This is a genomic window from Pseudoalteromonas sp. MMG033 (assembly GCF_057197785.1).
This window is the reverse complement of sequence record NZ_JBXVAL010000002.1, coordinates 706,625-730,604: the sequence shown is the minus strand read 5'-3', so window position 1 is coordinate 730,604 and position 23,980 is coordinate 706,625. Positions and strand designations below refer to the sequence as shown.

The 23,980-nt window shown below is 40.9% G+C and carries 22 protein-coding genes and 1 pseudogene; 7 read left to right on the top strand and 16 right to left on the bottom strand.

From position 1 onward, the window contains the following. Positions 1 to 61: 61 nt before the first annotated feature. From xni to AC2CZC_RS24280, 3 genes are all read right to left on the bottom strand, one after another. The gene (xni, locus tag AC2CZC_RS24290) at positions 62 to 829 is read right to left on the bottom strand and encodes a flap endonuclease Xni (RefSeq protein ID WP_484584959.1); all 768 of its coding nucleotides are present in this window, start codon (positions 827 to 829) and stop codon (positions 62 to 64) included. Between the two features lie 112 nt (positions 830 to 941). Beyond that, positions 942 to 2,285, bottom strand: a complete 1,344-nt coding sequence (ppnN, locus tag AC2CZC_RS24285) for a nucleotide 5'-monophosphate nucleosidase PpnN (RefSeq protein ID WP_063363724.1) — start codon at positions 2,283 to 2,285, stop codon at positions 942 to 944. Between the two features lie 14 nt (positions 2,286 to 2,299). Next, positions 2,300 to 3,832, bottom strand: coding sequence for a GGDEF domain-containing protein (locus AC2CZC_RS24280; RefSeq protein WP_484584958.1), 1,533 nt, complete (start codon positions 3,830 to 3,832; stop codon positions 2,300 to 2,302). A 174-nt stretch (positions 3,833 to 4,006) separates the two neighbouring features. Between AC2CZC_RS24280 and AC2CZC_RS24275 the strand changes: the two are divergent. Further along, a pseudogene (locus AC2CZC_RS24275) lies at positions 4,007 to 5,783 on the top strand (M61 family metallopeptidase). Positions 5,784 to 5,831: 48 nt separating this feature from the next. Here AC2CZC_RS24275 and AC2CZC_RS24270 read toward each other — a convergent pair. Further along, entirely contained in the window at positions 5,832 to 6,383 is a 552-nt protein-coding gene (locus AC2CZC_RS24270; RefSeq protein WP_237136634.1) for a YkvA family protein, read from the bottom strand. A 350-nt stretch (positions 6,384 to 6,733) separates the two neighbouring features. Here AC2CZC_RS24270 and AC2CZC_RS24265 point away from each other — a divergent pair, with 350 nt between their 5' ends. Beyond that, positions 6,734 to 7,198: a hypothetical protein gene (locus tag AC2CZC_RS24265; RefSeq protein ID WP_484584957.1), complete on the top strand. Its 465-nt coding sequence runs from the start codon at positions 6,734 to 6,736 to the stop codon at positions 7,196 to 7,198. A gap of 72 nt (positions 7,199 to 7,270) precedes the next feature. Here AC2CZC_RS24265 and AC2CZC_RS24260 read toward each other — a convergent pair whose 3' ends face one another. From AC2CZC_RS24260 to hisG, 12 genes are all read right to left on the bottom strand, one after another. Next, complete coding sequence (locus AC2CZC_RS24260) at positions 7,271 to 7,423, bottom strand: hypothetical protein (RefSeq protein ID WP_155731913.1); 153 nt, start codon at positions 7,421 to 7,423, stop codon at positions 7,271 to 7,273. A gap of 418 nt (positions 7,424 to 7,841) precedes the next feature. Then, a complete protein-coding gene (locus tag AC2CZC_RS24255) occupies positions 7,842 to 8,864 on the bottom strand; it encodes a glycosyltransferase (RefSeq protein WP_237136636.1) in 1,023 nt (340 codons plus the stop codon). 3 nt (positions 8,865 to 8,867) lie between these two features. Beyond that, positions 8,868 to 9,986, bottom strand: coding sequence for a UDP-galactopyranose mutase (gene glf, locus AC2CZC_RS24250; protein WP_237136637.1), 1,119 nt, complete (start codon positions 9,984 to 9,986; stop codon positions 8,868 to 8,870). Between the two features lie 450 nt (positions 9,987 to 10,436). Next, positions 10,437 to 10,934: a hypothetical protein gene (locus tag AC2CZC_RS24245; protein ID WP_284020686.1), complete on the bottom strand. Its 498-nt coding sequence runs from the start codon at positions 10,932 to 10,934 to the stop codon at positions 10,437 to 10,439. A gap of 58 nt (positions 10,935 to 10,992) precedes the next feature. After that, a complete protein-coding gene (hisIE, locus tag AC2CZC_RS24240) occupies positions 10,993 to 11,604 on the bottom strand; it encodes a bifunctional phosphoribosyl-AMP cyclohydrolase/phosphoribosyl-ATP diphosphatase HisIE (protein WP_484584956.1) in 612 nt (203 codons plus the stop codon). Continuing rightward, positions 11,601 to 12,374, bottom strand: coding sequence for an imidazole glycerol phosphate synthase subunit HisF (gene hisF / locus AC2CZC_RS24235; RefSeq protein ID WP_484584955.1), 774 nt, complete (start codon positions 12,372 to 12,374; stop codon positions 11,601 to 11,603). The genes hisIE and hisF overlap by 4 nt, the downstream gene beginning before the upstream one ends. Then, positions 12,356 to 13,090 carry a 1-(5-phosphoribosyl)-5-[(5-phosphoribosylamino)methylideneamino] imidazole-4-carboxamide isomerase gene (locus AC2CZC_RS24230; protein ID WP_484584954.1) on the bottom strand — a complete coding sequence of 245 codons (735 nt, stop codon included), beginning with the start codon at positions 13,088 to 13,090 and terminating at the stop codon, positions 12,356 to 12,358. The genes hisF and AC2CZC_RS24230 overlap by 19 nt, the downstream gene beginning before the upstream one ends. A 13-nt stretch (positions 13,091 to 13,103) precedes the next feature. Beyond that, entirely contained in the window at positions 13,104 to 13,694 is a 591-nt protein-coding gene (gene hisH / locus AC2CZC_RS24225; RefSeq protein WP_063363734.1) for an imidazole glycerol phosphate synthase subunit HisH, read from the bottom strand. Next, on the bottom strand, positions 13,691 to 14,752 hold the full coding sequence (gene hisB / locus AC2CZC_RS24220; RefSeq protein ID WP_484584953.1) for a bifunctional histidinol-phosphatase/imidazoleglycerol-phosphate dehydratase HisB: 1,062 nt from the start codon (positions 14,750 to 14,752) through the stop codon (positions 13,691 to 13,693). Before hisB ends, hisH begins: the two co-directional genes overlap by 4 nt. Positions 14,753 to 14,761: 9 nt before the next feature. Continuing rightward, positions 14,762 to 15,811 (bottom strand): histidinol-phosphate transaminase, encoded by a 1,050-nt coding sequence (gene hisC, locus AC2CZC_RS24215; protein ID WP_484584952.1) that lies wholly within the window; start codon positions 15,809 to 15,811, stop codon positions 14,762 to 14,764. Beyond that, positions 15,811 to 17,106: a histidinol dehydrogenase gene (gene hisD, locus AC2CZC_RS24210; protein WP_484584951.1), complete on the bottom strand. Its 1,296-nt coding sequence runs from the start codon at positions 17,104 to 17,106 to the stop codon at positions 15,811 to 15,813. Before hisD ends, hisC begins: the two co-directional genes overlap by 1 nt. 3 nt (positions 17,107 to 17,109) lie before the next feature. Next, positions 17,110 to 18,009, bottom strand: a complete 900-nt coding sequence (gene hisG / locus AC2CZC_RS24205) for an ATP phosphoribosyltransferase (RefSeq protein ID WP_484584950.1) — start codon at positions 18,007 to 18,009, stop codon at positions 17,110 to 17,112. A 345-nt stretch (positions 18,010 to 18,354) separates the two neighbouring features. On the opposite strand from hisG, the gene AC2CZC_RS24200 reads away from it, so the two are divergent. The 5 genes from AC2CZC_RS24200 (at position 18,355) to AC2CZC_RS24180 (ending at position 23,806) form a co-directional block, all read left to right on the top strand. Next, positions 18,355 to 18,585, top strand: a complete 231-nt coding sequence (locus AC2CZC_RS24200) for a hypothetical protein (RefSeq protein ID WP_039610380.1) — start codon at positions 18,355 to 18,357, stop codon at positions 18,583 to 18,585. 132 nt (positions 18,586 to 18,717) lie between these two features. Next, complete coding sequence (gene yoaA / locus AC2CZC_RS24195) at positions 18,718 to 20,640, top strand: DNA repair helicase YoaA (RefSeq protein WP_484584949.1); 1,923 nt, start codon at positions 18,718 to 18,720, stop codon at positions 20,638 to 20,640. Beyond that, positions 20,630 to 21,316 (top strand): tRNA (adenosine(37)-N6)-threonylcarbamoyltransferase complex dimerization subunit type 1 TsaB, encoded by a 687-nt coding sequence (gene tsaB, locus AC2CZC_RS24190; protein WP_484584948.1) that lies wholly within the window; start codon positions 20,630 to 20,632, stop codon positions 21,314 to 21,316. Before yoaA ends, tsaB begins: the two co-directional genes overlap by 11 nt. 40 nt (positions 21,317 to 21,356) lie before the next feature. Beyond that, positions 21,357 to 21,647: a hypothetical protein gene (locus tag AC2CZC_RS24185; RefSeq protein WP_484584947.1), complete on the top strand. Its 291-nt coding sequence runs from the start codon at positions 21,357 to 21,359 to the stop codon at positions 21,645 to 21,647. Between the two features lie 86 nt (positions 21,648 to 21,733). Then, the gene (locus AC2CZC_RS24180) at positions 21,734 to 23,806 is read left to right on the top strand and encodes an EAL domain-containing protein (protein WP_484584946.1); all 2,073 of its coding nucleotides are present in this window, start codon (positions 21,734 to 21,736) and stop codon (positions 23,804 to 23,806) included. The last annotated feature ends 174 nt before the right edge of the window (positions 23,807 to 23,980 follow it).

Sequence of the window (23,980 nt, the reverse complement as noted above, 5' to 3'; positions counted from 1 at the left end):
AGCACGCTAAGGTTATCTGAAGCATGTATCTATAACAAGTAATTTGAGTTTAACGCAACAACTACAGTCTAAGTTCTTTTAAAGTAAAGCCAACCTCAATATCCGTTCTAAGTGCCACAAGTGATTTGCTTAATATAAAGTTATCAATATCAGACTCAATTTTCTTTCTGGCAGTGGCATTAAGGTTTTGGCTTTCAAGCGCGTTTTCAACGGAACCAAATTCACTCAATACATCGATAGCTGTCTTTTTTCCAACACCTTTGACGCCGGGAATGTCATTGGTCTTATCGCCCATTAGGCCCCAAAAATCATGAAGTTTATTTTTATCTATGGAAAACTTTTTCTGTACATCATCTGCATTGATGGTTTGCTGCTTAAAATAGTCGTAAACACTTATATGTTCATTGATTAAAGGTAAAAATCCTTTATCAGTCGACACTATGGTAGAGCTAACGCCATGGCTTGCTGCTTTAAATGCCAAAGTAGCAAGAATATCATCTGCTTCATCCTGCAAAGGAAAGTAAGCTTTGACATTGTGTTCGGTAAACCCTGTAGCAACCGTTTCTAAACTTGTTTTTAGTTCGCTAGGCATGGGCTTTCTATTTGCTTTGTACTGTGGGTAAAGATGATATCGCCAGCTTCTGTCACCATCAAACACGGCAATGGCGTGGCTTGCTTGAGATGCTTTTAGTAATTTTCGGGTCGCATTTTTTACCCGTTGGGTACAGCTTTTAATGATTTGCTCATCTGTCAGCCCGGATTGTTCGCAATCAACAGCATAAATACGACGAATTAGGTTCAGTGCGTCAATCAGAAGTAAGTGAGCCATAAATATAATTTAATTAACAATAAGTTGCTGGTGTGGGGATTATAACAGAGGGGCAATGAGAGTTCATCGCCCCATATTGGTTTTGTTTACTGAGTTTACAGGTGTGCTTTAACTAAGCCTGAATTTTATAACAGGGTTCGTATTTGCTACCAGGCAATTTCATTCGGCCTTGGCTAACGAAAGCTTGTAGCAGCCTATCCATATCTGTCATAAGTGATTTATCACCAGACAGAATATAAGGACCATGTTGTTTAATGGCTTTTACACCGTTGTCCTTAACATTCCCCGCAACGATCCCTGAAAAAGCGCGTCTTAGATTTGCTGCAAGTATTTCTTTGGGCTGATTTAGGTGTAAGTTGAGTGAAGCCATGTTCTCATGCGTTGGTTCGAAAGGCATTTGAAAAGGCTCTTCAATTTTAAGTGTCCAGTTAAAATAGTAAGCATCCCCTTCCGACTTTCTGTACTCTCTCACATTGGGCATTTCTGATTTGATGTATTTTGCTACACGTTCAGGGTCATCAATAATGATTTCAAATTTATCGAGTGCTTCTTTACCCAGAGTTTTTTCAACAAATTTTGCAATTTCGTCAAAATAAGCCGCGCTAGAGGAGGGGCCTGTTAAGATCACTGGCAACACTTGCTTTTTATTTTCTGGGTGGAGCAAGATCCCTAGTAAATACAGCAGCTCTTCTGATGTACCCGCGCCACCAGGGAAAATAATAATGGCATGTGCAGTTCTAACGAACGCTTCAAGTCTTTTTTCAATATCGGGTAATATGACCAATTCATTGACGATTGGGTTTGGTGGTTCAGCTGCGATGATACTGGGTTCTGTCAGGCCCAAATATCGGTTGTTGGTGATACGCTGTTTAGCATGCCCAATTGTAGCGCCTTTCATCGGCCCCTTCATTGCGCCTGGCCCACAACCTGTACAGATATTTAATCCTCTCAGGCCTAGTTGATAGCCTACTTCTTTGGTGTATTTATATTCTTGCTCGTTAATTGAATGACCACCCCAGCATACCACCATATTAGGATCTGTATTGACCTCTAAGGCATCTGCATTTCGCAACATGTCAAATACCATGTGGGTAATTTCTTTGGGATCAATCAGGCTATCTTGGTGTCGTTGACAAATGAATAATATGTCGCGAATAACAGAGAATATGTGTTCGTGGATCCCGTTGATAATTTTGCCATCAACAAAAGCAGACTCAGGCGGGTTTGTTAGCTCTATTTTTATACCGCGCTCGCGCGCAACTAGTTTGACGTTAAAATCCTCAAACTTGCGGTATATCTCATAGCTTGAGTCTGTATGGCTTCCTACGTTGAGAACAGCTAAAACGCAGTTTCTAAATAATTGATACCTTTCAAAAGTGGATGACTGTTGTAACAAGTCAACTTCTAGTTGTGATAATAAATTAAGAACTCCAGTGGGGTTTAGCTGTACATGCATAGGCATTCTCCATGTTATTCTCTAATGCAAAGTTTATCTCTACCTGAGTTTTTAGCGTCATACAAGGCGTTGTCTGCACGGTCAAATGCCGATAGCGTTGTATCACCTTTTTTAAGCTGTGTTGCGCCTAGTGAAATTGTGATCTGTACTTCTTTTTCTTTAAATTTAAAGGGAATAGCTTTCACCGTGTTACGTATTTTCTCCAGTGGGCTTTGTGCCGAGCTCAGCGGCATGCCTGGCATCAATAGAACAAACTCTTCACCACCGTAGCGGGCAATAAAGTCAGCCTTTCTAATAGATTTTTTAAGTGCCCTTGCAATTACTTGTAAAGTTTTATCACCGGCGCTATGACCATATTTGTCATTAATTGACTTAAAATGATCTACATCTATGACGACGAGCGTCACGTCACTACTGTGAACTTCGAACAAATGAAATTCTTGATTATATCGATCATCAAATGCGGCACGATTAGGCAATTTAGTAAGCCCATCGAGTAAACTTTTAAACTTCTGCTCGTTGAGACGCTTTTTATAATTAGTAACCTTGGTTTCAAGTAAGTTTATGCGGTCATTAATCTTATCAAAGCTTTGCAGTAGTACTTCTTTGTCACGGCGCTCGATACTCTCTCGCTCAATTAAGTCTTTACTCAGCTCTTTAAGTTCATTATCGACAAGTTGTTTTAGCTCTGTGATTGATGTTGCTTGTTGTGTTTGAGTATTTAATGTGGCGATTTTGTCTTCGATGCGTTTATTTAACGCAGAGACTTCTTGGTTTACTGACTTTGACTGACTCGTTGTCTCAACAATAGACTTGTGGAGCTCTTCGAGAGTTTGGTTTAAAGAAACTAAAAAGCCTTGTGCAGATTGTCGCTCACGGGCAATAGACTTGGCAAATATGCGGATAATACTGACTGCGTTATCTAGCAAAGAATCTACAGAATCATCGGATGATAGGCTTTGCTTTATTTGCTTTATTTGCTCAGAGACATCTTCTTCGAATACTAACTCATTGGTCAAAGAAAGAAGTTCAATAGCCAGTTCGGGGTTGCTTTGTGACGCACTAAATTCTGGGGCTGCTTTTGCTTGAAGGGTTTGCATATAAAATTGCAAAATCTTTTCAAGTAGTGGTACAAACTCCGCAACAGATTTAACATCGGCAAGCTCATGGTCGAGCACATGACGAAGTTTGCGGCGGGTGTCATCAGGTATACCTTTGAGTTTTTGTAACTGTTTACCAGCAGACTGAATGTGTGTTGTAAGCGCTCGCTCATTAGTTTCGTAAACAGCCTCTTGTTGTTTTAGTTGTACTATGGCTGTTTCAATGAGCGGGGTGATCTGCTCAATTTCCATGCCCTTATTCAAGGCACTTCTAAACTTGGCTAGTTGATTATCTAGTGCGACATCTTGGCCTCTACAACTGAAAGATAAACGCGTCGCAAAGTCAGATAACATCGAAACCTGCGTCTTTTTCGCTTCTTCAAGCGCTTTTCTAGCAGAGATAGCCTGAGAAAGTTTTTTTTCCAATAGTACAGTTTTATCAGTCACAAAAATCCAACGTCTTTATTTACTATATCAATTGCAAGTTTACATCAAATTACTGAAAAATGTGGGAGAATTTGAGGGTCAACTCAGTTTTTTATCTTGTCGCTTCAACGAATTTATTAACTCAAGTATAAAGATTTTTGCTAATTTTAAGAAAACTATTTATTTTTTTCTAATATGATAAGAAACCTATCCCTGATAACTTTGGCTTTAGTCAGCCACCTGTCACATGCAGATGTGAAATACACATTATCGATTACGGATCCTACATCACCTTGGGCAGGTAGAAGTAAGCTTTCCCAAAACGGCACAATCTTATATCGACGTTCAATTACCTGATTGGCGAACTGGACGATATGAAATATTGAATATGGCCAATGGAATTCGCTTTTTTTCAGCAAGTAGTTTAACTGGTCAAGCATTAAACTGGCACAAAATTGACAAAAACACTTGGCGTATACACCTCAACAAGCCAACAGAGGTAGTTGTATCCTACCAGGTTTATGCGAATGAATTAGGCCTCAGGTCTCGGCATATAGATGACACGCATGCATTTATTGATGCATCGGGATTTTTTATGTTCAGTGATTCATTTAGACAAGAGCCTGTAAAAGTAAACCTAGAAGTTCCAAGCGAGTGGCGCTCAGTATCCGGAATGGATTTTGCTGACTCTAAGCACAGCTTTAAAGCGAATAATTATGATGTATTACTTGATTCGCCAATTGAAACAGGCATAAATCAACTTTATAAATATACGGTTGATGGTCGTGATTATGAATTGGTCATTTGGGGAGAGGGTAACTACGATGTTGAGCTAATGATCAGGGACTTAAAAAAGCTTGTTAAAACAGGTAGCTCAATTTGGCATGATTATCCTTATGAACGATATGTCTTTATGGTTCATGCAACTAGCGGTGCAAGGGGAGCAACAGAACATTTAAACTCGACGATTATTCAGCGGCACAGGGATAAATTTGCATCTAGAGATGATTATATTGGCTTCATCTCCACGGCTGCGCATGAGTTTATCCATATTTGGAATGTGAAAAATTATCGACCTGATGGCTTGGTACCGTACGACTATGTAGATATTAATTACAGCGACTTACTGTGGCTAGTCGAAGGTTCAACCAGCTATTTAGAGAACTACTTACTACTTAGTGCCGGTATCACGACCAACCAAGAGTTTTACAAATCACTTACGAGTACGCTTAATCGGCATCTTAAAACACCTGGTCGAGAGGTGCAGTCGGTGGCTCACACCAGTTATGATAAATGGATCAATCAAGCCGGTGATCATGGCAAGAACTTTAGCACCAATATTTATCTTGAGGGTGCGTTAGTCTCTATGGCGCTGGATATTGATTTAATTGATAAAACCGATGGTAAAGTGAGCTATAGAGATGTGCATAGTGAGCTGTATAAGCAACACAAGCTGCCCAACTCGTATAATAGTGGCGATGTTAAGCGGATCTTAAAAGAGGTTAGTGGACATGACTACAGCCAGTGGTGGAGTGTACATATAGATAGTCCTGTACTTATTGATTTTGATGCGTTGTTTGCAAAAGTGGGACTTGAGCATGTTTATCCGGCTGATACAGTGATTGTTGCAAGTTTTGATGGTACAGCAAAAAATACAGGGCAACTGTTAGAATTGACACATGTAGCGCGTGGCGGAAGTGCGTGGCAGGCCGGCTTAACATCTGGTGATAAGATTGTTGCAGTGGATAAACATCATGTTCGAAAAGATTTACCGCATACACTCGCACTGTTTGAACCTAAGCAAACAGTTGAAGTTGACTTTATTCGCCGAGATAAGTTAATGACTACAAAGCTTAAGCTAGGTGGACAGGGGAGCAGGAGTAAAGTTGTGAGGCACGTATATTCTCCAACACCGAGACAGGCTAAACTTTACAAAGCTTGGTTAGGCGTGACCCATCCCAATGCTAGATAAAAAAAAGGGGAACAAATTTGTTCCCCTTTATGCTGTTAGCTCTATGTTTTACATGATACGAGAGAAAAAGCGTGAGCCTTTTGAACCTGAGCGGTTTCTTCTCATTGAAGAACGTATTTGTGCACGTGTGCTCGCTAACCAGCTTTCACGGTTCACTTTTGCGTGGTCGCCTCGTCTTGCTTCTTCCGTTGCTCTAAAGCCACAGAATTCACGGTATGCTTTAAGGTCTAAAGATAAATCTTGAAGAACAAGCTCAATCATAATTGCGTCATCGATGTAACCTAGTACAGGTACATTGTCTGGTACGATATCTTCTGGCTCGCCAAAGTACGCTAAAGATAGCATGATTTCTTTCTTCTCATCTTCAGGCATTTGCCATTCTTCATCTTGAACTGCGTCTATAAGAGCTGATAAAGACATCATTCTTGTTCTAACGAACTCAGGTACGTTAGTGCCTTCCATTTGTTCAACAAGTTCGCGTGCTTTGGTGATAATTTCTTCTTCACTGAGGTGAGTACTGCGCTCGATTGCTGATTGCATCATTGAACGAAAATGTTCTAAATCGATATCTGTGAGTTCAAAATTTACTTGGATGGACATTATTTCTCCCTTACGCACTTTAAAATTATTTTTATATCCGTCAGGTATTACAAGGTATGTAATTACCTACTTTAGTAACGACACTATGCCATTAAATCATCACTAATTTAAGCTCAAATTAACAATAATTGAAAAAAAGTCAAAAGATGGTCGAGTAGTGTGCAACTCTATAAATATCTTAGTAAATAAAAAGCATTTTGGGAGAAAAAGTCGTGTTTTTTAATTCTGAATTGAGTGAAATGTAAAATTTAATCGTCAGGTCTTTGTGTAGTAGTACAGTTTCTCCGGTGAATTGAATCATGTATTTAGGGGAAGAAATAAATGTTAATTATTGAATTAAGGATAGAAAAATGAACATTCGCACGTTATTTTTATTTATTGGTTTTACTGCCTCGGCCACTGTGCAAGCCATAGAGTGCTCTACGCAGAAAACTTTTCAATTGCCACAATGGACTAAGAGTGATAACGAAAGTTATCGGTTTTATGTCAGTAATGTATCGACTTCTGATATTAGCATCCGAATACATTTATTTGATTCTGCGGGTAGGCCGTATACTGAATCTAGAGAGTCTGGGCAGCAAGTATTAGTTGCCTCACAATTTCGAAGCAGCCCATTTGATGGTTCCGCTATATTGCCAGCTGCCAACACAGGTCAAATTACCATTTCAAGGGGCGGTCAGACGCATTGGGGGACTGCCAAATTAACTTGGTCGTCTGATTCATGTTTAACACATGCGGTGCAAGCCAGTGTGATGTATTGGACTGCAGGTGGTAGCTTGTCGTGGCGTGACATAAATCAAGGGAAACCTTTTTAAATGAGGAGGCTTTGCCTCCTCAGCATTGGGGAATTATTTAGATAAAATTATCTATATATTTGGTGCTTTGGTTTAGCACAATTTAGTGTCTGTACATAGCCCTGTTGTCCAACACCAAGAACGACTAGTAGTAACACCACCGGCAATAAATGGCGTCATTTTTTTATCTACTAATTGCTTATCATCCGACAAATTTTTTAGTTTTCTTTTATTTAGTTTTAACATGATTATTTCCTTTCCTAATTTAATAAATAAAAAATCCACTTACATGGATACACGGTTTAGCTTGTAGTGCGGAGTTGAAAATGTCATTTGCACAACTGTAACGCTGTTAGCGTCAGCTACAGCGAAGACAAGCAAGCCTAACAGTGAAACAACTGCTATATCAGTGTAAATTTTAAGTTAACATGATTATTTAATTAATCAACACTTTGTTTATTCTAAATGGCTATATGGTTAGGAATAAAATAAGCATTTACTTGATCAGCAATATTGAAGGGTTATCTCATGGTGTTGTTTTTGTGATACGGAAAGTTATAGCTGAGCAGCTCTTACATAACGGGGGGAGTTAAAATATGTTTGTCACTTATTATTAATGACTCTTTCAGGATAGAAAGAGTCATTAAGGCTTTTATGCAAAAATTTACGACAGCTTATTTAAAGCTCGAGAAAGGTACTGACCTGATTGAACATCTGCTTTTACGCGCTGAACATTTTGTTTCATTTGTTCTATTTGCTCAGGAGTGAGCTCTGCAAGACGTTGCTTAATATCACGTAACGAGCTTATGCTAAAACCAATACCTTCTTTTTCAACAAAGTCAGCCATTGCAGCTTTGTCCCAAATGATGATTGGCATATCACATAATAAGTATAGCGAGAGCTTATGCGGATTGTTGTACATTAAATATTTACCTGTAACACCATCGCAAGAATCTAGCGTGTTGCCATACCAAACAAGACCAAAATCGCCATCAATATGGTCGATTACTTCATTGGAAGGGAAGCAACCCTTGTAGTCAAGCACGGTATCATTGATGTTTTTGATTTTTTTCTCATCATAGCCAACACCGTATAAATCGAATTTGAAATTACCGCGATCTAGGCCGTCGAGTTCGTATATAAACGGCCCCATATTACCAGCAAACACAATGCGTATTGCATTGTAGTCAGTCTCAGTTCTTTTGGCGTTTGGGTTATCAGTGTGCAAATAGTCAAATGCTTCGATATTCGCTATTTCAGCATTGAAGTTTTGCTCTGCAAACCAAGCGGCCATTTTGTCATTGTGTACAATCAGCTGATCCGATTGCTTTAGTAAATTGACTTCTTTGTCTGAGTGTCCGTATTTACCTTTTAAACTTTTAAGGTCGTGGACTAAGGTAATGACTTTACTCTTTTTAAGTTTTGCGCCCCATAAGCAATATCCGTAAAACTTATTGAATGGATACTGTAAACAGACGGTACTGCCAGACTTGAGCCTTAAGATAGCCCAAGTCACACCCAAAGCACTAATTAATGTGCCTAAAATAGAGTTAGCTATCCAAGTTTGCTTAAATCCAATATTCTGCCAGCCGTTATTCTCCAAGATGGTTTCACAGTCCATTTTGGCTTTGCCTGCTGCATCAAACTTAGAGCGGTAGTTTCGAGCTATGTATACCTTCTTCGTCATAATTTACACAAGCTCCTGAGCAGTAAGTGCTAATGCTGCTTCAATTGTGTCATCCATGTCATAGTATTTGTAATTTGCTAGTCTTCCACCAAAGATAAACTTATTGACGTACGGTTCGGTCTTAGCTAGCTCTTGATAGCGTGCTAAAAGTGCATTATTTGTTTCGTCATTGATTGGGTAGTAAGGCTCGTTGTCTTTACTAAATTCATGCGGGTATTCTTTAGTCACTACCGTTTTTTCTTGTGTGCCAAATTCAAAATGCTTATGTTCAAGAATACGAGTATAAGGTACATCACGCTCGGTGTAGTTAATCACGGCATTACCTTGATAATTTTCTTGATCTAACACTTCAGTTTCAAAGTGTAGGCTTCGGTATTCTAGCTGACCGAATTGACAATCAAAAAACTCATCGATCTTACCGGTGTAGAGTACTTTGTCTGCTAATTCATTGTATTGTTCAGCGTTTTCAAAATAGTTTACGCCAGTTCTCACTTCGACACCTTCAAGTAGTGCGTCAGTGAGTGCATTGTAGCCCCCGATAGGAATGCCCTGGTATAAGTCATTAAAGTAGTTATTGTCGAAAGTAAACCTAAAAGGCAAACGCTTAATGATGAACGAAGGGATCTGAGTGGCAGGGCGTCCCCATTGCTTTTCTGTATAGCCTTTAATTAGTTTTTCGTATAAGTCTTTACCGCCTAAGAATAAAGCTTGTTCCTCAAGGTTTTGAGGATCTAAGTCTGCATAAGGCGCGCGCTCTTCGGCAATTTTATCTTTTGCTTCTTGCGGTGTTGTTACTCCCCACAATTGATAGAAAGTATTCATGTTAAAAGGCAAGTTATATAGCTTATCTTCATAACGTGCGACAGGAGAGTTTACATAGTGGTTGAATGAAACAAAGCGGTTTACGTAATCCCAAACCTCTTGATTACTAGTGTGAAAAATATGCGCACCGTACTTATGTACGTTGACGCCTTCTATATTCTCGCAATAAATATTGCCACCAGTATGATTGCGCTTGTCAATCACCAATACTTTTTTTCCTTGATCCGTAGCTTCTCGGGCAAACACTGCACCAAACAAACCAGCACCGACTATAAGATAGTCGTATTGAGTGTCTTTCATTCGAATTAGCCTCGCTTTATTTATTTCGAAGATAGCAAAATCGGATGATACCATAATCGAGCGTCATTAAACGTTATTAGTTGTAAATTATTAGTTCGAAAGGTCGCTATCGATCAATAAGCGAACTGGATTCCTATCTTTATGATTTAATTCGTATAAGCAGAAAAATGTTGAATGGTTTTTATACTTTGCGTTGACATGTTGTGCGCTTTGAAACCAGTCGGTTTAGTGTGAAAGCAATCAATAGTGAAAAGCGGTAGGATGTTGGAACTATGCCTATGAAAGCGGTATAGGTTTTTGACTTTAAATATGCGTCTACTTCTTTACCAAATTTAATATGCTTGAATTAGCGGGCGTTTTGAATACGCCAGCTAACTGGTTGAAATGTGTTTGGCTGTTTGAGCGTTCAATGGTAAATGTTATCAACCATAAAGATGATTACCCAACAGATTATTTGACAATTTCTAAGCTAACAGCCCAAGGCTTTTGCTTGTCTAAAGTAGTACCAAAATTGACAGCGACTTTTGTCTCTGATAGCTCACTGGTAAAAGTCGAGCGGCTACTTTCTTTACCAAAGTGCTGCTTCTCTTCCCAGTCTGGACTTAAGCAGGTTTTAAGCTTTTCGTTCACTTGTTCAAATCTAACTAACGCTTGCGTTTTACCCGCAAACGCTTTATTACATTCATAGGCAGTATTGCCGCTTGTATACAAGTTAATTTGGCAACTATCTTCAATTAAGTGCGCTTTAGGTCGCCAGCTCTTCATTAATTTGCCGTTTATTTCGCTGCCTTTCAATATAGAAAAGCCATCACCAGCACCTGTGATAAGTGCATTGACTTTTTCACAGTCAGTCATGTTTTCAACTTTTTTTTCTACGTCATTTGGCAATGTATTACAGCCAACTAACGTGATAAAACCAATAGAGTAAAATAGGTTGCGAAAAACCATGGCAGCTTCCTTTTCAAATTTTCCCTAAGCATACCATGGTCATTTAGGATGAGGTAGGTTATTGGTGCCTTTTGGCTAATGTCTCGACAACTTGAGAAAAGTTGAGATCAGTTCGTTGTAAAAGTACTAACAAGTGGTAAATTAAATCTGCAGATTCGTTAAGCAATTCTTCTTTATCTTGCTTCATGGCCGCGAGAGCCACTTCTACACCTTCTTCCCCAACTTTTTGACAGCTACGACTTAAGTCTTTTGCGAAGAGTGATGCTGTGTAGCTCGATTCAGGGTCGGCGTTTTTGCGCTCTTTGATGACTTTTTCTAAAGTACCTAAAAAGGCAAGATCTGGTTTGGCATCTTCAAAGCAGCTTTCAGTACCTAAATGGCAAGTTGGCCCGGCTGGATTTGCAAGAATTAAAATGCTGTCTTTGTCGCAGTCAGTGTGCGCTTCAACAAGTTTAAGCACATTATTTGATGACTCACCTTTAGTCCACAATCGAGATTTAGATCGTGAGTAAAAAGTGACAAGCTTTTTCTCAAAAGTCACTTGTAGCGCTTCCAAGTTCATGAAGCCTTGCATCAAGATCACGCCAGTTGCGTAATCTTGTACGATGGCAGGAATTAACTCTGATTTACCAAAGTCAACTTTGCTGATGTTGTCCGGCGTTAATTTCATAATCTTGTCGCTACCTTATTATCTTTTAAATATTGCTTTAGCTTCGGTATTTCAATAACTTGTTTGTGGAAAACACTGGCTGCCAATGCACCATCCACATTGGCTTGTTTAAATACGTCCACAAAATCTTGCTCTTTTCCTGCACCACCTGATGCAATGAGAGGAATGTCACAAAGTGCTCTCATTTCACTTAGTTGAGATAAATCATAGCCTTTGCGTACACCATCTTGGTTCATGCAATTTAGTACAATTTCACCAGCGCCTAAATCCTGCACTCGCTGGATCCATTCTTGGGTTTTATAGCGTGTTTGACTGGCTGCGTCTGGGTCGCCGGTTAGCTGGTATACTAAATACTCACCACTTTTATCATCGTAAAAACTGTCAACGCCCACAACCACGCATTGTTTGCCGAACTCGTCATGTAGTTCTTTGATAAGTTCAGGTCTTGCAATAGCAGGGCTATTGATTGAAATTTTATCAGCGCCTTGCTCTAACACTTTTGCGGCATCTGCCACGGATTTAATACCACCGGCAACACAAAAAGGAATATCGATATTTTTGGCGATGTCTCTGACCCAAGTTAAATCAAGTAAGCGCTTTTCGACGCTGGCACTGATCTCATAAAAAACCAGCTCGTCAGCGCCTTGCTCACTATATAGCTTGGCAAGCTCAATAATATCGCCAACGACTTCGTGCTGTTTAAACTTGATCCCTTTAACGACTTGGCCATTTTTCACATCAAGGCAGGGGATTATGCGTTTCGATAACATGCAATTGCCTCCTCAACAGTAAATGCGTCATCTAATAAGGATTTACCTAAGATGATGCCTGTGACGCCAATTTCAATTAGCTGTTTGATGTCGTCTAATGAGCTTACACCACCAGAAGCTTGTACTTTTGCAGCTGGACTGTATTGCACAATTTGCTGATACAGTTCAAACGAAGGGCCGGTCATTGTGCCGTCTTTACTTATATCCGTACACAAGAAGTCGTACACGCCTAATGCCAAATAAAAGTCGATTAACTCAAATAATGACACGCTAGAGTCGCTTTGCCAGCCGTGCGTAGCCACAGACCATCCATCTGTGGTTTTATTTACATCTAATGCGATGACAAAACGTTCAGCGCCAAACTCTTGGATCCACTGAGCCAGTTGCTCTTTTTGGTCGACGGCTAATGACCCAATAACCACTTGGTTTGCACCTGCTTTAAGCCATTGTTTTATATCTTCATAAGCGCGGATCCCACCACCTACTTGGTATGGTGTATCAAGTTTGCTCGTAGCAGCTTGAATTTGTTGCCACTGCTTTTTACTCGGGTCGCGCGCGCCCTCTAAATCAACAAGGTGTAATTTGATTGCCCCTGCATCTTGGTATTCATGTAGGCGAGTTTGCAAGTCAAACGGGTAAAATTGCGCTGTATCGTATTTGCCCTGATAGAGGCGAACAATTTGGCTATCTAAAACATCGAGTGCTGGAATTATCATGTTCGTTCCTTTATTAAACTTGCCATTGCATAAAATTAGTTAAAAGCTGTGCGCCCACTTTGGCGCTTTTTTCAGGGTGAAATTGCATGCCTGCGTAGTTATCTTTAGCGATGATGGCAGAAAATGCCTGCCCGTACTCGCAGCTTGCTAGGGTTGTGTCATTGAGTTCATGTGCAAAACTGTGCACAAAATAAACCTGATCATCATTGCTGATCCCTTGCGTTAAAGGGTGTGCCTTGGTGACATTGATATTGTTCCAACCCATGTGTGGACTCGTTAAGTCACCGGTTTGCAGTGCTTTAATGCTGCCATCGATGATCCCAAGACCCGTGACATCACCTTCTTCACTGTAATCACAAAGCATTTGCATACCTAAGCAAATGCCCATGAGGGGTCTTTGGTAAGCGTTAATGGCGTCTTTCCAGCCTTGCTCGTTCAAGCGTTTGATGGCGACATTGGCATGGCCAACACCCGGGAGGACAGCGCGGTCAAACTTAGCTAACTGATTTGGATCAGATAACACTTCAGGTGTCACGCCCAAACGCTCGAAAGCAAAGCGAACAGAGTTGATATTGGCGCACCCGGTATTAATTATGGCTATCATAAACACCCCTTTGAGCTAGCAGTAAGTTGAGACGCATCTTTGGCTATGGCCATTCTTAAAGCGCGAGAAAATGCCTTGAATAAGCCTTCAACTTGGTGGTGGCAGTTACCGTCTGAAACACTTAATATCAGGCTTACTTGGGCATTATCCGATAGCGATTTAAAAAAGTGCTCGACCATTTGCACATCTAAGTCACCAACATTTTCACGACTAAAGTTGGCATTGAGTACAAATGATGCGCGACCTGATAAATCTAATTGGCACTCCGCCTTGCATTCATCCATCGGCAAGGCAAAACCGTATCGTGCGATTTGTGATTTAGTACCAAGTGCTTCTCGTAATACTTGCCCAAGCGCGATACCGACATCTTCGACTAAGTGGTGCTCATCTATGTGTAGGTCGCCCTTTGCTTTAATTTCTAGACCAATATTGGCGTGGGTACGGATCTGATCAAGCATGTGATCGAAAAAGCCAAGGCCTGTATTTATTTCGCCATTGGCGGTCTGGTCTAGATTTGCTGCAACGGAGATTTGCGTCTCTTTAGTATTTCTGATCACACTGGCTTGACGGTTTTGCGTGGTCAGCTCGGTGACAATTTTGTTCCAATCACCGTCGTACAATATGCCTTGAATACACAGGTTTTGCGCAAGTTGGATGTCTGTTTGGCGATCCCCAATCACATAAGAGCGAGCGAGGTCGACTTTACCTGAGCGCATAATAGAGGTGAGTAGACCGGTTTTTGGCTTGCGGCAATCACAGTTGTCTTCGTCAAAGTGCGGACAAATCAGTACTTCGTCAAACTTAATGCCTTGTGATGAGAAGATTTCCATCATTTTGTTGTGCGGTGCGGCAAAGTCTTCTTCAGGAAAACTGTCTGTGCCCAAACCGTCTTGATTAGACACCATGACAAGACGGTATCCTGCGCTTTGCAGTGCCAGCATTGCTGGGATCACATTAGGTAGAAGGGCTAATTTTTCTAGGCTATCTACCTGCTTGTCTGAGACTGGTTCTTCGATTAATGTGCCATCACGGTCGATGAATAGATATGGCGTACTCATTTTACTTCCTTACTCGCTTTGCTCTAGCCAAAGTTTGACTTGTTCTAATTCTTGCTCGCTGCCGATTGATATTCTTAGCCAGTTGTCTTCACCAAATAGTGTAAACGGGCGCATAATGGTGCCGACTTTCATTGCTTGTTCGATAAGTGTTTTGTCACCTAACTGCAGCGTGACAAAGTTGCCCTCACCGCAAAGAACCTGAGTGACTTTTGGTGAGTTACTAAGCCATGTTTTTAGTTTGGCTTTATTACTATTTAAAATATTGACCTGTCTGCGCATTTGCGTGATTGCATCTACAGACAGCGCCTGTTCTGCTATTTTTGCCACTGCGGTTGATACCGGGTAGGGGGCGATGACTTTGCGTACAGGGTTTAATACCGCATCATTGGCCAACAAGAAGCCTGTTCTAAGCCCTGCTAACGCAAAAGCTTTAGAAAGGGTTCTTAGTACTACGACATTATTGAAATCTTGAAGTAAAGACACCGCACTTTGCTCTGGCGCAAACTCAATATACGCTTCGTCCACGACGACCAGTGCAGAGTTTTCAAGTGCTTTGGCGAGCGCTGCAACTCTATCTACCGGAGTTAAGCTGCCAGTTGGGTTATTTGGATTACAAACAAACACCAGTTTAGCATCGCCGATTAGTGCGCTTAGTTCGCTGATTTTTTCTTCTTTCAATTGATCTTGCGACAGCGCATTAATGGCAATGTTTTGTGTATCAGCTGAGACTTTGTACATACCGTAAGTCGGTGTGAAAATGGCGATACTGTCTTTGGCTGGTTCACAAAATGTGCGCATTAATAGCTCAATGCCTTCATCGGCACCTCGGGTCATCAACACCTGAGTTGGCGACAATTGAGTATACTCACTATATGCATTAATTACGGATTCTGGTTGAGGCTCTGGGTAGCGATTTAAATCATCAATAGAAACCTCAATGCTTTTACTAAATGGACTCTCGTTGGCATTTAGCCAGGTATTTCCTGTGAGCTTTTCACTCTTTGCTGAGCTATATGCTTTCAAGCTCTCGATATTTTTTGGTAGCAATGAAGTAGCCATTATTGTGTTCCACCATTTAATCTAATTGCAACGGCATTGGCGTGTGCATCAAGTCCTTCGGCTTCTGCTAACGGCAAGATAGCCTTACTTAAATCAGACAAGCCCTGTTTAGTGATTGACTGAACGGTATAGGTTCTAAAAAAGTCCATTAAATTTAAACTGGAATAAGTTTTAGAGTAACCATACGTTGGTAGTACGTGGTTGGTTCCTGATGCATAGTCGCCAGCTGACTCTGGTGTGTAGTCGCCGACAAAAACAGAGCCTGCGTTCTTCACCAAATCAACACGAGATTGCGCATCTCTTAATTGCAGTATTAAGTGCTCTGGACCATATTCAGCTGATAATTCAAAGGCTTTATCGATTGATTCAACTAAGACCAGCGCACTGTTGTTCATGGCTTGTTTTGCGATTTCAGCTCGAGATAACTCAGCCAGTTGCCTTGTGATTTCAGCTTCTACTTCAGTGATAAAGGCTTCACTATCACTGAGTAGTAATACTTGAGAGTCAGCGCCGTGCTCAGCTTGTGATAGTAAATCAGCTGCAGCAAAAGCGGGGTTAGCGTTTTCATCTGCGATGACCAGTACTTCTGAAGGACCTGCTGGCATGTCGATAGCAAAGCCAGGGACAGACTGGGATAACAGTTGCTTTGCCATGGTGACAAACGCATTACCTGGACCAAACACCTTATCCACTTTTGGTACACTCTCAGTACCCAGTGCCATGGCTGCTATCACACCGGCACCACCGCTTTCTATGATGGTATTTATGCCGCATTTTTTTGCTGCATATAAAATAGCAGGGTGGATCGGCTCTTCACCTTTCACTGGGGTTGCGAGCACCACGGTTTTTGCGCCGCTTAGCTGCGCACATACACCTTGCATTAACACAGAAGAAGGCAAAGGTGCACTCCCGCCCGGTACGTAAATCCCAACAGCTTCAATGGCCTGATATTTTAGCTCGCATACCACGCCGGGCTGCGTTTCAAGCTGTTTAGGCTCAGGTAGTTGAAGCTCGTGAAATGCGCGTACGTTATTGTAAGCTTGATCGATGGCGCTTTTTAGCTCATTGCTGAGCTGAAATTCACTTTGTGTGATTTCATCTTCAGGTACTCGTAGTCTATCTGATTGGCGGTTATCAAACTGTTTGGCCATTTCCAGTAGTGCTTGGTCGCCTTTTTGACGCACGCTGTCAATGATGCCTTCGACTGCTACTTGCACTCCCGCACCTGCACTAACGGCAGGGCGAGTGAGTATTGCTTGCTGTGCTTGTTGGTCAAGTTGATCCCAAACTAGCATAATTTACTCCATCATTTTTTCGATTGGCATGACGAGGATAGAGTTCGCACCTAACGCTTTTAGCTCTTCCATGGTTTCCCAGAACAATGTTTCGCTGCTCACCATGTGTAGGGCAACATAATCTTCACTGCCTGCAAGTGATAACAGCGTTGGTTGACCAGTGCCAGGTAATAGTGCGCATACCTCTTCAAGTTTTGCTTTTGGTGCGTGCAGCATGATGTACTTGCTTTCTTTGGCTTGGCGAACGCCTTTTAAGCGTGGTAGTAATTTGTTAATTAATGAGAGCTTACTGTCGTCATTCAGGTTCGCATTTTGGATTAAACATGCGTTTGACTCTAAAATGGTATCACCTTGCATTAAGCCGTTTGCTTCGAGTGTTGCACCTGTTGATACTAGGTCGCAAATTGCATCTGCAAGGCCTGCACGTGGTGCAACTTCAACTGAACCCGTCAGCATAACCACGCTGGCATCGATATTTTCTTTAACAAGATATTGCTTAAGGATTTCAGGGTAGGTGGTGGCAATGCGTTTACCGTTAAACCAGTCTTTTGATTGTTCACCTAACTCCTGTGGCCAAGCAAGTGCCAGCCTGCAATAACCAAAATCAAGTTTCGACAGTTTTTTAACTGCGTTGGGTTGGCCTGCGCGCGCTCGTTCTGCTTGCGTTTCTACCAGTACGTTTTCACCAACAATGCCTAAATCACATACGCCGTCCATTACCAAGCCGGGAATGTCGTCATCACGGACACGAAGTACATCGATTGGCATATTTGTTGAGTGCGCGATTAGACGTTGTTCACGTAAATTCAGCTTAACGCCGAGTTGTTTTAATAAGGATTGGCAGTCTTTTGACAATCTGCCTGATTTTTGGATTGCGATACGTAAGCGATTAGATGTATTCATAATTTATTTCCTAATATTCAAAAACGAAAAACCCCGAGGGAACCTCAGGGCGAAATAAATTTTAAATACGTTGAATGATTCGCCGGAGGTTCCTTTTAGGAATAACCCACCAGCGAAATACCTGACAGGCTATCCCGATGTATGATGGTGATGATGTACTGCTGTCAGATTTAAAAACATGTTCTTACCTAGTTGTAAATTTTTCTGTAATTCGATTAACTTTTTATAGATAATCATGAAATTGCCAAAGCATGCAAGTACTTTTTGAAAATAAATAAAGAATACATTATAGCTGCCGATAATAAGTATATAGGTCAGTGGTTTATTTCTTAGGAGGATAAGCTTATGGATGTTTTTAAACCTTACATGGCGCCTATCGTACGATTAAAAGTTGCGCATAATGGTCCGTTTAAAATTGTTGGTGTGCTCGATAACAAAGCGGAAAAGATCAAAGGTAAATCTCAGACTAATAGTGTAGACAGTGAATTAAAACATCAGCGGGAGCTGCCCCCAGATGAGGACGATGAAAATAGTCACAGCTCAGATGATGAAAAACATCTGGATACTTGGGCTTAGTTTAGTCATAAAGGCTGGGTAAAACGTGTTTAATTTAAAAGAAAAATAACGGCAGAGTTTGTTGGGCACCTTGCTCTCGCTTTGATTTAAAATTAGAATTGCCTGAGTTATTTAGTCAGGTAATATTTTTCTTTGTCCATAGAACAGTACTTCTCAAAGACCGGTCCACTTGCGAATCATTTTAGTGGGTACCAACCAAGACAACCTCAAATTGAAATGGCTATTGCGATTGACGATATAGTCAAAAACGGTGGTCAATGCGTGGTAGAAGCTGGTACCGGTACTGGTAAAACATTCGCGTACCTTGTTCCTGCACTAATAAATACCAAAAAAATTGTCATTTCAACTGGATCTAAGGCCCTTCAAGAGCAGCTTTATCACAGGGATTTACCAAATCTCTTAAAGGCGCTGGGCAAAGGGCGAAAAACAGCACTGCTTAAAGGTCGTGCAAACTACTTGTGCACTTATCGCTTAAATCAACATGTTGCTCATGTGCCAACAGACGATCCTGACGTCATGCATCAACTTGCAATGGTTGCCAAGTTTGCAACAGAAACGCAAAGTGGTGATCTGGCTGATTGCGTTGGTATAGAGGAAGATGCCAAAGTCTTACCTTATGTCAGTTCCACCGCAGATAACTGTTTAGGGAAAGAGTGCCCAGATTTTTCTGAGTGCTATATACGTAAAGCTCGCCTAAAAGCCATGGAAGCCGACTTAGTGGTGATAAATCATCATTTATTCTTTGCTGATATGGCGGTTAAGGATTCTGGCTTTGCCGAGTTGATGCCAACTGCCGATACCTATGTTTTTGATGAAGCACATCAGGTTAATGAGATTGCGAGCGATTACTTTGGCGAATCAATCAGTACTAAGCAGCTCAATGATTTAGTCAATGATATTCGTGTTATTTATCTGAGTGATATGCCAGATATGCTGCAATTGGGTAAAACACTCAATAAGTTAACCACCAGTATTGCTGATTTAAGGCTAGTATTTGGCGGTGATGGCGCCCGTGGAGATTGGCGGGAGGCGCTTAAAGATAAAGTAATTTGTGAAGCGCTGCACCGAGTGATTGGCAATTTAGATTTTTTGTATAAAGTGCTCAAACTTTGCCTTGATCGAAGTGACAAAATTGAGCACCCATTTGAGCGTGTATTGGCGTTTAAAGGACAAATGGAGCGGGCGTTTGATGTTGCTCAAACTGGGTATAGTTACTGGTTTGAAACCACACGTAGATTTGTAACTATTCACATTACCCCACTGGATGTATCAAACCGTTTTCAGGAATTAGTTAAAAAAACAGAGGCTGGTTTTGTTTTTACCTCAGCGACGCTGTCGGTTGACAATAAGCTTGATCATTTTAATGCAAGCCTTGGTCTAAAACCGGATTTTCACAAAATTGTAGACAGTCCGTTTGATTATCAAAAGCAAGCATTATTGTGTTTACCTAGGTATTTACCTGAGACCAAAGACGAACTCATGCCGCACTCTTTGGTTAAAATAGCAAAGTCAGTTATCAATGCGGCCGAGGGGCGAACATTTTTACTCTTTACTAGTTATCGTGTTATGCATCTGGTATATGAAGGGATCAGTACTGCGACTGAGTACCCCGTCTTTATGCAAGGCCAGTCGTCAAAGCGCATTATACTTGAGCAGTTTATTCGTCATGGTAACGCTGTTTTGCTTGGTACCGCCTCGTTTTGGGAAGGGGTGGATGTACGAGGCGATGCTTTGAGTTGTGTTGTCATCGATAAGCTGCCTTTCACTTCTCCTGATGATCCACTGTTACAAGCTAAAATGAAAGACGCTGAGCTCAGCGGTAAAGAGCCTTTTGAGGACATTCAATTACCACAGGCAGTCATTGCACTCAAGCAAGGTGTAGGGCGCTTGATCCGAGATAGATCTGATAAAGGCGTGCTTATCATTTGCGATAATCGTTTAGTTACGAGAAAATACGGCGAAACGTTTATTAAAAGTCTTCCACCAATGACGCGTACGCGAGATTTGGAGAAGGCATTGAATTTTTTAGAGAACATCGATAAACATGAAACATAATTTGCTAGCAATAGATGCTTCTACAGAAGCTTTGAGCCTTGCCCTTCACTTTAAAGGTAACACTTTTACTCACTTTGAAGTGTGTCCACAGCAACACAGTCAGAAAATTCTGCCACTTGTAGATGCGTTATTATCTGAAGCAAATTGCTCATTAAAAGACTTAGACGGCATTGTTTATGGTCGTGGCCCGGGTAGTTTTACTGGTGTTCGAATAGGTGTGGCAGTAGCACAAGGTCTTGCTTACTCAGCAGGGTTGAAATTACATGGCGTGTCTACTTTACAGGCGATGGCGCAAGAAGCATTGCAAACACAAGACTGCAAAGAAGTCGTCAGTGCCATAGATGCGCGTATGGGCGAGATTTACCTTGGTCACTTTGGTACAGACGAGCAGGGAAATGCGGTTGCTAAACAAGACGAAATTGTGATTAAGCCTGATACCATCAACGAAGATTTTAATGGGGTAAAAGGTGTCGGCACTGGGTGGCAGACTTATGCTGATGATGCTAAACGCTTAAATGTATCTGTCATTGATTCAGTTTCGCTGCCTAATGCGCAATATATGCTGGCGATTGGTGATATTGGCTTTACCCATGGTGATACAGTTGCGGCACAGGATGCACAGCCTCACTATGTAAGGGATACCGTTACTTGGAAGAAGTTGCCAGGTAGAGAATAAAGCACTATTCTTATATTAGGCACAAATATAGGCGCGTGTAATGCGGATTAATCAAGTTGTTCAAAATCAGGACACTTATCAATTTAACTCCAAAGTGGTTAAAACTCAGGAGAATGCGCGCTCTAATGATATTGCTAGCCCAGTTAGCGATATAAAATTCAGCCCTCAAGGCATTAAGTTGGCCGAGCAGTTTCAACAAGACAAGCGCTCGGTCATCTATGACCAACCTACCTTCAATTCAAACAAAGCTGTTCAAGCTTATTCCTTCGTACAAAACGAAAATAGACGTTCCGAAATTCAATCTCTCATTGGTGTTGATATATACGCTTGATCAGGTTGAATTATTTTCAGTAAAAAAATGCAAGAACCGATTGTAATCTAAATTTATTGGGGTAATGTAAAAAGAAAAACATAGTTGTGACAAGAACGTTGCTTAATAAATTTAACCAATATGCATTTAAAATCTCTTCAAACACAGTGATACTTTCACTGCGTGAAGGCTATATTGCGTTAATTCCATTTTTCATCGTTGCTTCGCTTATCACACTCATCAATCAATGGCTTAATATTTCCATGAAGGGGGTTGAGCATCAGTTTTTAGAAGACTTTAATGTATTGGTATGGGGGATATTCCCTGTATTAACCTTGATGTCCTTTAGCTACTACTTATCTAAAAACTTAAAAGTCCACTCAATTGCTAGTCCCATATTAGTTTTTACTTGCTTCACAGCAACAACTGGTTACATCACCATTTCTGATGGAGATTTGGCCATTAACCATCGCATGGGCGCTTTATATTCGTTACTGATGCCTGTTGTTTGTTGCTATTTCCTGTCTTATTTGGAAAGTTTGCGGGTTTTTCGCCTAGTTGGTGTGAGCTCAATCAGTCTATTTTTACGTAAGCATTTAAATTTAATCTTACCTTACCTCATTGTCACAAGCGTGGTGTTACTGCTTTTTCCTTATATTGATTTAGCCGCCGAAGCCATTGTAGAGGTACTGAAAACCCTTAACCCGCATTGGAATGTATTTGAAAAGTTGTCGATGCAACTTATTATTTCTCATTTGTTGTGGTTTATTGGTGTTCATGGTGATAACACGTACCAGCTACTTGTATCGAGTGAACTGACAGGCTACTTCGTGTTACCGGAGTTGATCAGCTATAACTTTTTTACTGGCTTTGTGATTTTAGGTGGCACTGGGTGCCTTTGGGGCTTGATTGTTGCGGCGATGTTTTTAAAAAATGGCCAACATGAAAAGCGCATTGCTGCTATTTCTTCTCCACTTGCGTTATTTAACATCAGTGAAGTCATGATCTATGCCTTGCCGATTGTGTTTAATCCTTATATTTTATTGCCCTTCTTACTATGCCCATTGGTGAATGCTTCTATTGCATACTTCGCATTTTACAGTGGTTTTGTAACGGTGGAATACGCTGATGAAATTCCATGGTTTACCCCCATCTTTGTCAATGGCTGGCTGCTCACTGAAAGCGTGAAAGGTATTGTGTTGCAAGTGGGCTTAGTGTTAATTAATGCATTGATTTATTTTCCATTTTTAAAAGCAAATAGAGATAATAACTTATCGGGTAAAGCGCTTGACGTATTGATGAAGCGTTACACAGCGGGGCGCTTGATTGAAGAAGGCGCGGAAGGCTCATTTAGCGCCACACAAAGAAAAGAGCAAATTAACGCGCACAGTCTTAAAGAAGTGACCGAGGCACTAAATCAAGGCGCTTTGACGTTATTCTATCAACCTAAAATTAATCCTTATAATAAGCAAGTTGTGGGCTTTGAAGCACTTTTAAGGTTAACCAATAAAGATGGAACGGTATCTGGCCCGTGGTTCTTAGAAACGCTTGAGCAGCATAACTTACTACACATCATTGATAACTACGTTATTGACCAATTAGAAATAGACTTAGAACAGTTTGCAAAGCATGGTCTAAAACCAAAAATCAGTTTTAATATCTCACCACAAAACCTGTTAACTGGCGGGTATCGTCGGATCATTAAGGCTTTTGCTAAGTTCCCAGGTCAAGTTGAAGTGGAGCTGCTCGAGTCCAGCTATATTGAAGACTTTAATAAAACAGTGACCATAGTTGATGCTTTGAAAAAGAATAAAATTGACTGTGCGATGGATGATTTCGGTACTGGATATTCTTGCCTGTCTGTTTTGTCTAAGTTAAATATTGAAACCATCAAGCTAGATCGCAGCTTGTTACCGGAACAATTAAACAGTAAATCAATTTCGTTATATACCAACTTGTCTGAGATGATCTCTAAATTAGGCTTTAAGCTGGTGGCCGAAGGGGTGGAAACAACTGATGAAGAAAAGGTTGTAAAGCAGTCTCATATTGAGTGTGTGCAGGGATTTTTATACTTCAAAGCCATGCCAGTGGAAGAAGCCATTTATTTGTATATGACCAAAGGTGATTCAGTCGACACCGACAATACAGCAAAGGATAAAGGCGAGCCTGTAGAGGAGTAGCGAGCTGTTTAATTTTACATTGAGCTTAAATTTAAGATGCTGTTATAAATAAAGTTAGGCCAGTATTGCAATGATGGAGTTACAGGGTGTTATGTTGAATACGCAAAGGGTTAACTCCCAAAATGTCACAAGTGCATATGCTGGCTCTGTAAAATGGAAGCCAGTAAGTCTATT

Bases quoted from the DNA above. Each gene is read 5' to 3' on its own strand.
- ppnN (WP_063363724.1), bottom strand. From the start codon at position 2,285: ATGCATGTACAGCTAAACCCCACTGGAGTTCTTAATTTATTATCACAA.
- xni (WP_484584959.1), bottom strand. From the start codon at position 829: ATGGCTCACTTACTTCTGATTGACGCACTGAACCTAATTCGTCGTATT.
- AC2CZC_RS24245 (WP_284020686.1), bottom strand. From the start codon at position 10,934: ATGGTTTTTCGCAACCTATTTTACTCTATTGGTTTTATCACGTTAGTT.
- hisG (WP_484584950.1), bottom strand. From the start codon at position 18,009: ATGAATACATCTAATCGCTTACGTATCGCAATCCAAAAATCAGGCAGA.
- hisC (WP_484584952.1), bottom strand. From the start codon at position 15,811: ATGGCTACTTCATTGCTACCAAAAAATATCGAGAGCTTGAAAGCATAT.
- hisIE (WP_484584956.1), bottom strand. From the start codon at position 11,604: ATGAAATTAACGCCGGACAACATCAGCAAAGTTGACTTTGGTAAATCA.
- hisB (WP_484584953.1), bottom strand. From the start codon at position 14,752: ATGAGTACGCCATATCTATTCATCGACCGTGATGGCACATTAATCGAA.
- AC2CZC_RS24270 (WP_237136634.1), bottom strand. From the start codon at position 6,383: ATGTCCATCCAAGTAAATTTTGAACTCACAGATATCGATTTAGAACAT.
- hisF (WP_484584955.1), bottom strand. From the start codon at position 12,374: ATGTTATCGAAACGCATAATCCCCTGCCTTGATGTGAAAAATGGCCAA.
- AC2CZC_RS24260 (WP_155731913.1), bottom strand. From the start codon at position 7,423: ATGTTAAAACTAAATAAAAGAAAACTAAAAAATTTGTCGGATGATAAG.
- glf (WP_237136637.1), bottom strand. From the start codon at position 9,986: ATGAAAGACACTCAATACGACTATCTTATAGTCGGTGCTGGTTTGTTT.
- AC2CZC_RS24200 (WP_039610380.1), top strand. From the start codon at position 18,355: ATGGATGTTTTTAAACCTTACATGGCGCCTATCGTACGATTAAAAGTT.
- AC2CZC_RS24265 (WP_484584957.1), top strand. From the start codon at position 6,734: ATGAACATTCGCACGTTATTTTTATTTATTGGTTTTACTGCCTCGGCC.
- AC2CZC_RS24255 (WP_237136636.1), bottom strand. From the start codon at position 8,864: ATGACGAAGAAGGTATACATAGCTCGAAACTACCGCTCTAAGTTTGAT.
- AC2CZC_RS24185 (WP_484584947.1), top strand. From the start codon at position 21,357: ATGCGGATTAATCAAGTTGTTCAAAATCAGGACACTTATCAATTTAAC.
- hisD (WP_484584951.1), bottom strand. From the start codon at position 17,106: ATGCTAGTTTGGGATCAACTTGACCAACAAGCACAGCAAGCAATACTC.
- AC2CZC_RS24230 (WP_484584954.1), bottom strand. From the start codon at position 13,090: ATGATAATTCCAGCACTCGATGTTTTAGATAGCCAAATTGTTCGCCTC.
- tsaB (WP_484584948.1), top strand. From the start codon at position 20,630: ATGAAACATAATTTGCTAGCAATAGATGCTTCTACAGAAGCTTTGAGC.
- hisH (WP_063363734.1), bottom strand. From the start codon at position 13,694: ATGATAGCCATAATTAATACCGGGTGCGCCAATATCAACTCTGTTCGC.